The sequence below is a fragment of the Mesorhizobium sp. SP-1A genome, assembly GCF_032460275.1.
Taxonomy (GTDB): Bacteria; Pseudomonadota; Alphaproteobacteria; order Rhizobiales; family Rhizobiaceae; genus Mesorhizobium.
In genome coordinates, this window is the sequence record NZ_JAVXZD010000001.1 from 1,578,119 (window position 1) to 1,589,809 (window position 11,691).

At 64.6% G+C, this 11,691-nt stretch carries 15 protein-coding genes; all 15 read left to right on the forward strand.

The genetic code is table 11. The features are described from left to right. Window positions 1-4 precede the first annotated feature (4 nt). The 15 genes from QU595_RS07755 (at window position 5) to QU595_RS07825 (ending at window position 11,646) form a co-directional block, all read left to right on the forward strand. Window positions 5-454, forward strand: a complete 450-nt coding sequence (locus QU595_RS07755; RefSeq protein ID WP_315920402.1) for a hypothetical protein — start codon at window positions 5-7, stop codon at window positions 452-454. Further along, window positions 439-927, forward strand: coding sequence for a hypothetical protein (locus tag QU595_RS07760; protein ID WP_315920404.1), 489 nt, complete (start codon window positions 439-441; stop codon window positions 925-927). Before QU595_RS07755 ends, QU595_RS07760 begins: the two co-directional genes overlap by 16 nt. Continuing rightward, a complete protein-coding gene (locus QU595_RS07765; protein ID WP_315920406.1) occupies window positions 924-1,169 on the forward strand; it encodes a hypothetical protein in 246 nt (81 codons plus the stop codon). Before QU595_RS07760 ends, QU595_RS07765 begins: the two co-directional genes overlap by 4 nt. Beyond that, a complete protein-coding gene (locus tag QU595_RS07770) occupies window positions 1,166-1,747 on the forward strand; it encodes a helix-turn-helix domain-containing protein (RefSeq protein ID WP_315920408.1) in 582 nt (193 codons plus the stop codon). Before QU595_RS07765 ends, QU595_RS07770 begins: the two co-directional genes overlap by 4 nt. Further along, complete coding sequence (locus QU595_RS07775; RefSeq protein ID WP_315920410.1) at window positions 1,744-2,364, forward strand: hypothetical protein; 621 nt, start codon at window positions 1,744-1,746, stop codon at window positions 2,362-2,364. The genes QU595_RS07770 and QU595_RS07775 overlap by 4 nt, the downstream gene beginning before the upstream one ends. Then, window positions 2,361-2,885, forward strand: a complete 525-nt coding sequence (locus tag QU595_RS07780) for a hypothetical protein (protein WP_315920412.1) — start codon at window positions 2,361-2,363, stop codon at window positions 2,883-2,885. The genes QU595_RS07775 and QU595_RS07780 overlap by 4 nt, the downstream gene beginning before the upstream one ends. Continuing rightward, complete coding sequence (locus tag QU595_RS07785; RefSeq protein WP_315920414.1) at window positions 2,882-3,355, forward strand: hypothetical protein; 474 nt, start codon at window positions 2,882-2,884, stop codon at window positions 3,353-3,355. Before QU595_RS07780 ends, QU595_RS07785 begins: the two co-directional genes overlap by 4 nt. Next, on the forward strand, window positions 3,352-4,566 hold the full coding sequence (locus QU595_RS07790; RefSeq protein WP_315920416.1) for a helix-turn-helix domain-containing protein: 1,215 nt from the start codon (window positions 3,352-3,354) through the stop codon (window positions 4,564-4,566). Before QU595_RS07785 ends, QU595_RS07790 begins: the two co-directional genes overlap by 4 nt. Beyond that, window positions 4,563-5,186 (forward strand): transcription termination/antitermination protein NusG, encoded by a 624-nt coding sequence (locus tag QU595_RS07795; protein WP_315920418.1) that lies wholly within the window; start codon window positions 4,563-4,565, stop codon window positions 5,184-5,186. The genes QU595_RS07790 and QU595_RS07795 overlap by 4 nt, the downstream gene beginning before the upstream one ends. A 125-nt stretch (window positions 5,187-5,311) precedes the next feature. Then, window positions 5,312-5,716 carry an HNH endonuclease gene (locus QU595_RS07800; protein WP_315920420.1) on the forward strand — a complete coding sequence of 135 codons (405 nt, stop codon included), beginning with the start codon at window positions 5,312-5,314 and terminating at the stop codon, window positions 5,714-5,716. Between the two features lie 134 nt (window positions 5,717-5,850). After that, window positions 5,851-6,456, forward strand: a complete 606-nt coding sequence (locus QU595_RS07805; protein WP_315920422.1) for a phage terminase small subunit P27 family — start codon at window positions 5,851-5,853, stop codon at window positions 6,454-6,456. 3 nt (window positions 6,457-6,459) lie between these two features. Next, window positions 6,460-8,199, forward strand: coding sequence for a terminase large subunit (locus tag QU595_RS07810; RefSeq protein WP_315920424.1), 1,740 nt, complete (start codon window positions 6,460-6,462; stop codon window positions 8,197-8,199). 13 nt (window positions 8,200-8,212) lie between these two features. Next, window positions 8,213-9,472: a phage portal protein gene (locus QU595_RS07815; protein WP_315920425.1), complete on the forward strand. Its 1,260-nt coding sequence runs from the start codon at window positions 8,213-8,215 to the stop codon at window positions 9,470-9,472. Continuing rightward, a complete protein-coding gene (locus tag QU595_RS07820) occupies window positions 9,469-10,323 on the forward strand; it encodes a head maturation protease, ClpP-related (protein WP_315920427.1) in 855 nt (284 codons plus the stop codon). Before QU595_RS07815 ends, QU595_RS07820 begins: the two co-directional genes overlap by 4 nt. Window positions 10,324-10,332: 9 nt before the next feature. Beyond that, the gene (locus tag QU595_RS07825; RefSeq protein ID WP_315920429.1) at window positions 10,333-11,646 is read left to right on the forward strand and encodes a phage major capsid protein; all 1,314 of its coding nucleotides are present in this window, start codon (window positions 10,333-10,335) and stop codon (window positions 11,644-11,646) included. The last annotated feature ends 45 nt before the right edge of the window (window positions 11,647-11,691 follow it).

The window sequence follows — 11,691 nt, forward strand, 5'->3', positions numbered from 1 at the left end:
CGCCATGCCGTCTGGTCCCGACGATATCGCCAAGGCGATGGCCAGCTTGCGGCGGGCGCTGGAGAGCCGCATCCGCCACGATGACCGCGTGGAGAGGGCGAGGGCGGCGCGGCCCGTCCGCTCAGGCACGCTCGCCGCCTACGACATGGCGGCGCTCGCCCGCAGGCTGCGCCCGATGCTGGAATATGACGGGCGCGGCTGGCGCGTGCTTGCGGCGGAGATCGGCGTCACGTCGCCCGACCTCTCGCGCGTCATGGCCGGACAGGACATCGCCGTCCAGAAGGTGTTCGCCATCTGTGACTGGGCCGGCCTGGACGCCCGCCGCTTCTACCGCGCGCCGACCGGCGCACCGCCGCCGCGCAAGCGACCGCGCCCGGCCTTCAAGGCCCCGCGCGAAAAGTTTCACGGGAAAAGCACTGAAACAGCAGGAGCCGACACATGCTCGACCGCCTGATTCTGCGGCTTGCGCCGCGCCTTATCGCCTTGTCGCAAAAGCGGCCGCCCGACGTCGTCATCGGCGGTGACGCCGACCCATACATGCGGCGTTGGTGGCTGATCCCGCGCAACCGCTTCTTCAATATCTATCTCCACCATTTCATGCGCTCCGACGACGATCGAGCGCTGCATGATCATCCCTGGCGGAACCTGTCGATCCTGCTGCGTGGCCGCTATGTTGAGCACACGATCGCCGCTGGCGGCATCAACGTGCGTGTCGAGCGATACGCCGGCATGTGGAAATTCCGGGGAGCGCGCGCCGCGCATCGCATTGAATTGGTCGATGGGCCGTGCTGGACGCTGTTCCTGACCGGGCCGATGCTGCGCACGTGGGGTTTCCACTGTCCGCGCGGCTGGGTGCACTGGAAGGATTTCACCAAGCCTGAGAATCCCGGCGAGATCGGGCGCGGCTGCGGGGAGTTCGACCGGTGAGAAGCGCGGACCTGAAAGGCGCGCTCGCCATGGTCGAGGCCCGCGCCGAAAACATCGCCATGCGCGACCGGCTCGCTGCCAGGGAGCCGCTGCGGTTACTGGTCGGGCAGGGCGGCGGCCAATCCGAAATCGTGCTGTCCGCAGCCTATCTCGCCGATCTTCGTGCCGGGCTGGTCTATTCGCTCAACCGTCGCATCGCCGGCAACGATGCCGCGCTGGCGCGCATGGGGGTTGAGCCATGAGCGAGGCTGCCCTGCGCCAACTCGATCGCGGATTGCCGCGTCTGGACATGCGTTCTCCGGCGCTGGTTGCCCGGCAAAAGGGCGCGCCGCATGCGGCGCTGCCGAAGTTCCGCGACGCCACGGAAAGCCGCAGCCGCGCCGAGATCAAGGCCGAGGCGATCCTTGCTGAAGCGCGCCGCGCCGCCGCGGCCATCCTTCGCGAAGCGCAGCGGCAGGCCCGCCAGATCGTGGACGCTGCCTCCGGCGACGCGGCGAAGATCGTTTCCGATGCCCGCCATGAGGCCAGCGCCATCGTCTCCGCTGCCGTGGAGGGGGACCCATTGCCGCCGGACATGGTGACGGTGCAGGAGATCATCCGCGACGTCGCGCGCCGCCACAATGTCAGCCCGCTCGATATCGTCGGGCCGTCTCGCGTCAGATTCATCGCCGAGGCCCGGAAAATGGCGATGGTGGAGGCGTATCTGAAACGCCCGGATCTGTCGCCTTCGCAGATCGGCCTCCAGTTCGGAAACCGCGAACGCACCACGGTTGTGCACGCGCTGCGCAAGGCCGGCGTCTATCGGGGAGGGCAGCGATGACCCGGGCTCTGCGCGTTCTCGTCGGGTGCGAGTTTTCCGGCGTCGTTCGCCGTGCCTTTGCCGCGCGGGGCCACGATGCCTGGTCGTGCGATCTGTTACCTGCCGAGGATGGCAGCAACCGCCATATCGTCGGCGACGTGCGCGACCATCTCGGCGATGGGTGGGATTTGCTCGTTGTCGCGCATCCGCCATGCACCCGGCTTTGCCGATCCGGTCGCAGGTGGCTATCCGGGCCGGGGAAGATGACTCCGCCGAAGAAGCTGCCGCGTGGCCGGTCGTGGGAAAGCATGATCGCCGAGTTCGAAAACGGCGTCGATCTGTTTGTTGCCTGCTGGCGAGCGCCAATAGCGCGCGTGGCGGTCGAGAATCCGGAGATGCACGATCTCGCGCGGGCACGAATGCCGGCCGACCTTCCGGCGCCGCAGCTCGTCGAAACAAATCGACTGCCCGAGCCGGAGCGCGGCTCGGACGAATGGAAGGCATGGAATCGCGTCTGGCGCATGCCTCCGGGCGCCGCGCGTGGTCATGAACGCAGCCGGTTCTTTTCCGGCATGGCTGACGCCATGGCAGACCAGTGGGGCGGCCTTGCTGATGATCTACTGGAGGTGGCGGAATGACGCCCTCCGCAGAATCCATGCGCCTGTCGCGCATCCGCTCGCGCCTCGTCGCCATCGCGCCGGGCGACTGGTCGCTGGTCGCGGACGGCAGCGATAGCTTTGTCGAGGCGCGTGGGCCCATGGGCGAGTTGCTGCCGATCGCGCGGTTCGCACCGGGCGCGACGGCGGACGAAATCGCGACCATCTGCGATGCGCCGGCCGATCTGCGCTTCCTGGTTGGGCTGGTCGACCGCGCCATCGCGCGTATAAAGCCCCCCGCCCAATCTGCCCGCCCGCCGCAGCGCGAGCCGAAGGACTATGCGGCCGAATGCGCCATGAAGTGCGCCGAGCCGGCTTTCAGGGTTTTCCTGGAGCAGCAGCACGGCCTTGGACGCCCGCTCACCGACGAGCGCGTGGCGCAGAAGGTGCGCGGCTTGCTCGGCGTGACCTCGCGCGCGGAACTCAACGACGGCGGCGCGGCGGTCGATCGCTGGATGGGGCTGCGCTCCGAATACGACGCATGGCGGAGGGCAGGGCGGTGAACGTGCAGCCGTTCCTGATAGGTGAAGGCTGGATTGAGGTGCTCGACGGTAACGATACCGTCAGGGCGATTTTCGACCGCCACTATTCTCGTCGCCGCTATGCGGACGACCGCAAGCCGAAGCTTTTCATCGGTCCCGGCGAAAAGCTCGTGCTGATGATGGCCGATGCCAGCGCGATTTGCGCATGGCGGCGCGAGAAGTATCGTTTCGATGGGCAACGCGGTGTCGAGTGCGTGATCTACCGCCGGGAAAGCGGGGATCTGGCGAGCGAGATGCTATCTTCTGCGCGCGCGTGTGCTGAGGCGCGCTTCGGTCGGGACAGGTTGTTCACATTCGTCGATCCGCGCGCCGTCATGCCGACAATGGTGCGCGGCAAACCGGTCTGGGGCTTCTGCTTCTACAAGGATGGCTGGCGCTTCGCCGGCCTGACCAAGAAGGGCCTGCACATTCTTGAGCGGGTGCCGTCATGAGTTGGAAAGCCTCCGCCTGGGCGAAGGATCAACGGCTTGGCTCGCCTTCGGCCAAGTCGATCCTGATGTGCCTCGCCGACTATGCGGACCCTGACGGGCTGATCAAGGGCTGGGCCAGCCAGTCCGATCTTGCCGAGGCGGCCGAGGTTTCCGAACGCACGGCGCGCGAGTGGCTCCAGCGGCTCGAGGATTGGGGACTGGTCGAGCGGCAGCGCCAGCAGCGGCCGAGCGGCGCGCGCGCGGCCGACCATATCATGCTCAGGCTAGACCGCAGCGTGACCGATGGCGCGGAGCGCTGCCGGCGCCTGAAGGAAGGCGATGAAACCGATGACCTACCGGCAAATTCTGCCGGTAGGACCTACCGGCAACCAGACGCCGAACCTACCGGCAACCAGGCGCATCCTACCGGCAACCAGTTCCGGGCCTATAAGGAAGAACCTCCCATAGAACCGCCCTTAACCTCTCAACCCGGCGCGCAAGCGCGCGAGAGAGGGGAGGATGATCGGAAAAAGATCGAGGCAGCCTTCTGGCGCATGGTGCGGCAGTGGCCGGGGCAGAAAGGCATGCCGAGGGACACAGGCCTACGGGCCTTCGCCGGCCTGACGCCGGAAGAGCGCGAGGAAGCGGAGCGAAAATTTCCGCATTGGCTGGCGCTGCTCAAGGCGCAGCGGAAGGATCATGTGGCGGCGCCCTCGACGTATTTCGGCCAGAAGCTGTTTCAGGACGTCGACGAGCCGGTCGAGGAAAAGCCCGCTTTCGTGGATGCGCCCGCCTTCGGGCCGGTATGGAGCGGCCTGCGCATGCAGGTGATCCTAACCGAGACTCCGGCGGAAGGACCAAAGCCCAGCGCGTTCATGGCAGAGCAGCTTGCCCGCGACGACGATGCCGGCCGGCGCGCAAGGCTGACCAGGCAGGCGGCATACGGCTGGCCAGCGGTCAACCGCATGCATGATCGGGCATCGGATCGAAAGGGCGTGAGCGTCGGTGTCGAGCGGGCGGAAATGCTCAAATCGCATATGGAGGCGGTGCCTGTCGGATCGGGCGTCTACTGCGCCTGGCGCGATCTGCACGAGGCAAGGGGTTGGCCGTGGATACCGGACCCCGGCGCGATGCGCGTTGTGTATTTCCCGGCTGGCGGGCCGGAACGACTGAGCGACTTCGAAGCAGCGGTGCGCTCGCATGGCGGGCATGTCCATGAGGCGGCGGAATGATGGCGGTGCGGCCGGAAATAAGCGAGCGTGAGGTAGCGGCTCTGCGGCGTGCCCGTGCGAAGGCCGAACTCGTGAACTGGCTGCGCGGAGAAGCGGCTGCTCGCGACGGCCAGATGGCATGGTATGTGGCGCGCACGAACTGGTCTGCCGATTCGGTTGCAGCCGACCTTCGGACCGCTGGAATCGAGGCTGTCTGTCCGACCAGGCGCATCTGGAAGCGACACCCGCGCTCTCAGCGTCGATATTCTGTGGAAATCCCAGCGATCGGAAATTACGTGTTCGTGCGCACCGTGATCGCCTCCAGCGCATGGCTTGGGATCATGAGTTTCGATGGTGTAGACTGCCTGCTCGGTAATGGAGAAACCCCCGTGCCGGTGCTCAATGCCGAGATGGCTAACATCATGGCGATGCTGGAAGAATCGTCATCTTGCCCGGTCGAGCAGGTAACAGGCCTCATGCTCGGTGATACCGTATTGCATCCTGTCGGTACGATGGCGGAATTGCGTGGCACCGTCATAGAGATCGATGCCGAGAAACGCGAGGCTTTGATCAGCACCGTGCTGTTCGGACGCGAGATGTCGACGCGATGCGGTATTGACGATCTCGAAAAGCTGTCATAGCGAATCCATCCAAGGTCGAGAAGCAAGGTCGCCATTTGAGAACGACGCCTCGTACCTGCCCTGTCAACGCCAACGATGGCGACCGACTCAGGGCCAGTGCGGAAGCATTCCCGAAAGACCAGATCATGCCGACGATGCCTGGAACCTTCCGGCCGCGCGGCATGCCGACACGGCAGGAACAGTCTCGCGACTATGACCGGCGTCGTGGATCGGCAAGCGAGCGCGGTTATGACCATAGGTGGACGAAGGCGTCCATCGGATATCGCCGGTCGCATCCATTGTGTGTCGGATGCGAGGCGGTCGGACGCGTTACGGCGACAGAGGTTGTCGATCACGTCGTTCCGCATAAGGGTGACAGCCGCCTGTTCTGGCATCGTGACAATTGGCAGTCGGCATGCGGCTGGCACCATGATGTAGTCAAGCAACGTCTCGAACTGATGTGGCAGCGCGGCGAGATCGAAGCCGCCGACCTGCATCTCAGCAGCGCGGTCGCGATGCGTGTCACCCGCGACCTCGACCCGTCGATCTGAGGTGGGAGGGGGGCGTCCAAAGTCTGAAGCGCCTCGCTTCCTGACCGGCGGCCTAACTACTTTTTTGTGCGCGCGAGTTTCGACGAAAGTTTTTTCTTGGGCTGACCGACTGGCGCCGGGAAGGATATCCGATCATGGGACGTAGAGGCCCGAAGCCGGCCCCGGCGGCGATCAAAGAGCAGAAGGGTTCGTCACGTCGTCCAATCGGCAAGGATCCCGTCGAGGCCGAATCCGCCGATGACGGATCGGCGAAGGCGAAGCGCGTCGAGGCGCCTTCCTGGCTGAAGAAGGAAGGGCGCGCGGTGTGGGAGCGGATCGCGCCGCGGCTGATTGGGATGAATCTGCTCAGCCAGACCGATGCGGAGACGTTCGCCCGCTACTGCCAGAACTTTGCCCGCTGGTTTAAGATGCAGCAGATCCTCGACAACGAGGGTGAGGTTTACGAGACCGAGACATACGGCGCTGGCGAGAGTGAGCGCCGTTCCGTGCTGAAGCGGGCGCATCCTGCATATCTGATCGCCGATCGGCTGGAGCGACAGCTCACCGCGGCGGAAGCCAACTTCGGGCTCAATCCGGCCGAACGCCAGCGCATCTTCGCCGCGCGCGCGGCAGCGATGGCCGGTGGCCTGCCTGATCTTTTCGGAAACCAAGGGAAACCAGCGGAAAAATCTGCACCGGGAAAGAAGGCGCCTGACGCGGCGTCTGCAAGGCCGAAGTCCGCGGTCGGATTCCTGCAATAGGCCATGCCGGTCAAGGTTGGACGGGCGGCGCACCGAAAGGGACCGCGCACGCGCCCCGGCGGCGTCGGCGCGGTAGCCATATGGAACGCGAAGCGCGGCTGCTGGGTGGAAGGAGAGTTCTGGTTTGACGAGACGGCTGCCGACAGAGCGGTCGCCTTCTTCCCGGAACATCTGTGCTTCACCAAGGGCGAATGGGCTGGACGTCCGTTTACGCTGGAGCCTTGGGAAGAGAACGACATCGTCCGCCCGCTGTTCGGCTGGAAACGGGCGGACGGAACGCGGCGTTATCGTCGTTGCTACGTTTGGGTGCCACGAAAGAACGGCAAGACCGAACTGGCCGCCGGCATCGCCCTGCTGATCCTTCTGGGCGACGGCGAGCTTGGCGGCGAGGTCTATGCGATCGCCGCGCATGAGGAACAGGCACGCATCGTTTTCGGCCAGGCCACCACGATGGTGTCGCGCTCCGCCACGCTTACCGAAGACTTGGTGCCGCTGAAATCGTCGATCTACTGCCCGGCGCTCAATGCCGCGTTCAAACCGCTGTCGGGAAAGGCGGAAGGCAAGCACGGGCTGAATACCTCCGGGCTCGTCGGCGACGAGATCCACGAATGGAAGTCGGGCGATCTCTACCAGTTCGTGCATGATTCCGAGGATGCCCGCGCCCAGCCGCTCGAATTCCTGATCTCGACCGCCGGCAAAAAGGGTACGTACGGCGAGGAAGTCTGGGATGAGTGCCTCAAGATCCGCGATGGCACGCTGGAGGATCCCGAAACCCTTGTCGTCGTCTATGCCGCCGATGTGGACGACGACTGGCAGGACGAAAAGGTCTGGCGCAAGGCCAACCCGAACCTCGGCGTGTCGAAGAAGCTGGAGACGATGCGGACCAACGCCCGTCGCGCCCGGCAGCTTCCCCGCCTCGAAAACCACTTCAAGAACTATCACCTCAACATCTGGACCGAGCAGGCGGTCCGCTGGTTGCCGATCGAGGGCGTCGACGACGAAGGCAAGAAATACGGCTGGGTGCACTGCACAGGCCCTGTCGGCTGGAAGGATCTCGAACAGCGTCTGGCGCACAAGCGATGCTTCGGCGGGCTCGACCTGTCCTCGACAACCGACCTGTCGGCGCTGGTGTGGTGGTTTCCGGTGCAGGACGGGCTTGAGATACCGGCGCTGCTCGCCCGGTTCTACAAGCCGGCCGACCTGATCAAGGAACACTGCCGGCGCGACAAGCTGCCATACGACCGCTGGGTGCGGGAAGGGGCGATCACGGCGACGCCGGGCAACGTCGTCGATTATGCCTTCATCCAGGAGCAAATCTATCGCGACGCCGAGCGGTTCCGGATCGCCCATGTCGGCAACCAGAACCGGGAGGCCCATGAGGGCGGCATCGCCATCGACCGTTGGAACGCGACCGAAACGGCAGTGAAGCTGGAGCAGGAAGGCCTGCCCGTCGTGCGCTTCGGCCAGGGCTACGCCTCGATGTCGGCGCCGTCGAAGGAGCTGGAGCGCCTGGTGCTGGCGAACGGTTTCCATCACGGCGGCCATCCTGTCCTTCACCGTCATGCCCAGGTCGCGGCGGTCGAGGGGCCCGACCCGGCGGACAACATCAAGCCGGCGAAGAACAAGTCGACCGAACGCATCGACGGGATAGTGGCGACAGTCATGGCGCTGGGGATCGCGATGCAGGACACCGGGGACGGTGGCCCGTCTGTCTACGAAGAACGCGGCATCCTCATGGTATAGGCGGGACGATTGAATGGGCTTTATCGATCGACTTTTCTCGCCTTCCGTTGAGCGCCCGCGCGCGCGGCCGGCGGCTGCCGTGCCGATCGTCCCCTTGGCAACGGCATCGATGCCGGAGAACCATTTTACGGTCGACGGCGAACGCCTGGCAGATCTGATGCGCGCCGTTTCCATGACGGAGAGTGGCGCGAATGTCACCGTAGCGAAGGCGCTGAAGAACACGACGGTTTTTCGATGTGTCTCTCTGGTCTCCTACACCATCGGCATGTTGCCTTTGCACCTGTTCGAAACAGGCGACGAGCAGCTGAAGGCGGAGAGCCATCCGCTCTACAAGTTGCTTGCCATGCAGCCAAACGACTGGCAGTCGCCATTCGACTTCAAAGCGTTGTTGCAGCTGCGTGCGCTGGTCGACGGCGATGCTTTCGCGCTGATCGTGCGTTCTATGGGGCGCCCCATCAGACTGGTGCCGCTGCCGTACGGCATGGTGACCATCAAGCAGAACGACGACTGGACGGTCGAGTATCACTACCAGCCGCCCAAAGGACCCAAGCGGGTCTTCAAGGCTGACGAAATCCTGCACTTGCGGGGCCTGTCCACTGACGGCCTGCGCGGCATGTCGCTGGTGAAACAGGCGGCCGAGGCCATCGGCTTGGCCCTACAGACGGAAAAGGCCGCGGCTCGGCTGTTTCGGAACGGCATGCTCGTCGGCGGCGCGCTGAAACACAAGAACAAGTTGTCGCCGGAAGCCTATGAGCGGTTGAAGACCAGCATGGCGGAACGCGAAAGCGCCGACAACGCGCACAAGTGGCTGATCCTCGAAGAGGAAATGGACGCCACGCCGTTCGCCCAGACGGGGCGCGATAGCCAGCATCTGGAAACGCGCAAGCACCAGATCGAGGAAATCGGCCGGGTGTTCGGGGTGCCTCGCCCTCTGCTGATGGTCGACGATACCTCCTGGGGCTCCGGCATTGATGTGCTCGGCCAGCTCTTCGTGCGCTACGGGCTGGCCCCATGGTTCACCGCCTGGGAGCAGGCCATCGCCCGTTCGGTGCTTGTGGATGAGGAAAAGGGTCGTTTCTACGCCAAGTTCAACGAGGGCGCGCTTTTGCGCGGCTCGATGAAGGACCAGGCCGAATTCTTCGCCAAGGCGCTCGGTTCCGGCGGTCACCAACCGTGGATGGCGGTAGATGAGGTTCGCGCACTTCAGGAACTCGGAAAGGCGAAGCCCGGTCAGCTTCCGGCCAGACCCGGACAACAGGAGAACAGGCCATGAGCCTTCGCCAGCTCCCTGAGATCAGGGCATTTCAGCATACCGACCTTTTGCAGTTCGACCCGCCGGACGAGGCGATGGCCGCGTTCAACGCCGATGTCCGCGCCGCGGCGGCCGATGACGGCAACGTCATCTCGATCTACGGCCAGATCGGACGCGATCCGTTTGCTGACGTCGACAACAGCGAACGCCGCATCAGTGGCGCGCTCGCCTCGATCGGCCGCCGCGACGTCGTGGTCAACATCAATTCTCCGGGCGGCAATTTCCTGTCCGGCCTTGCGATCTACAATCTGCTGCGCGCCCATCCCGCCAAGGTGACGGTAAACGTGCTGGCAATGGCCGGTTCCGCGGCGTCTGTCATCGCCATGTCCGGTGACGAGATCGCCATGGCGGACGGCTCGTTCATCATGGTCCATAAGGCGTCCGCCCTCGTCATGGGTAATGAGTACGATGCCAAGGACGCGGCCGAACTGCTCGCCGAAGTGGATGGCGCCATGGCCGAGATCTATGCCGCTCGGGCTGGCGTCGAACAGCCGGAAGCTGCTGGCTGGATGGATAAGGGGCGCGGCAAGGGCAGCATGTTCAACGCCAAGGCAGCGATGGAGCGCGGTCTCGCCGATCGCAAGCTCGCGGCAGGATCCGTCAAGATCGGCGCCAGCGTTGCCAAGGTGCTCCCGCCCGAGCGCGTCGCCGAGCGCGCCCTGATGGCCAATGGAATGTCGAGCGCGGAGGCCAAGAGCCTCGTCGCCTCGCTCAAGACCGGCGCGCGCGATGCCGCCGGAAACGTCAAGCGCGATGCTGACGGCCGTGTGCAGGCTGCCATGAGGCAGTTGCTTTCCACCATCCGCTCATAGGAGATAAAAATGAGCAAGCATATCAATCCGCGCCGGCTGCGCGGTACGGTCGCTATCCGCGCCGATGGCGGCGATCTCGCCGGTCTGATTGCCGACCTGAACACCAGCTTCGCCGAGTTCAAGGCGTCGATGTCCGAAAAGGACAAGGAAGTTGCCAAGCGCTTCGACGATGTGGTGACGACCGAGAAGCTGGAAAGGATCAATGCCTCCATCTCGGAAACGAACGCCAGGTACCAGGCTGAGATCGACAAGCTGAACGCCAGGCTGGCAGGCCTGTCGGTCAATGGCGGCGGTGACGACGACGGCCTTTCGGAGGCCGATCGCGAGTATCAGGCAACGTTCGAAGGCTGGTTCCGCACGGGCGACGGTGAGAGCCAGGTCAAGGCGGCGATGAAGGCCGGCGAGATTACCGCCGCCTACGAAGTCGGCGACGATTCCAAGGGCGGCTATACGGCGCCGGTCGAATGGGACCGCACCATCACGGATGCGCGCGTCGAAATCTCGCCCATGCGTCGATACGCTTCGGTCCAGTCCGTCACCGGTCAGGGCTTCACCAAGCTCTATAATCTGCACGGCACGACATCCGCGTGGGTCGGCGAGAAGGCCGCACGGCCGGAAACCAATGGTTCTGTCCTGGCGACCTATGCGTTCGCCTTCGGCGAAATCTATGCGATGCCCGCGGCGACCGAACGCATTCTCGAAGACTCGGAAATCGACATGGCGTCCTGGCTGGCCGGCGAGGTCAACATCGAATTCGCCTATCAGGAGGGCGCCGCCTTCATCAACGGGGACGGCGTGAACAAGCCGAAGGGCATCTTGCGCTATGATGCCGATACCGAAGCTGCCTTGCCGGCTGCACAGCGCCACCCGCTCGGTCCGATCGCGGAAGTTCTGTCCGGAGACGCCAATACGCTGAAGCCGGACGGCCTGGTCGATCTGATCTACGACCTGCCGGAAGATCGTTCGCAGGGCGCGGCGCTATTCGCCAACCGCAAGACCCACGCCATCATCCGCAAGATGAAGGACGGGCAGGGGAATTTCCTGTGGCAGCCGCCGTTCCAGGCGGGGCAGCCCGCGCAGGTGCTCGGCCAGCCGATCAACGAGCTGTCGGGTCTGCCGGATGTCGCCGCCGGCACCATCCCTGTGCTGTTCGGCAACATGGCACAGGCGTACCGCATCTTCGATCGCGTCGGTATGTCCGTGCTGCGCGATCCCTACACCAACAAGCCGTATGTCCTGTTCTACACGCGCAAGCGCGTCGGCGGCGGCCTCTGGAATCCGGAATGGATGCGTTACCACCGCATCGGCGTGCCGACGCCCTGATGTGCCGGCGGGCGGCTTCGGCCGCCCGCCATCCTCCCACTGGAG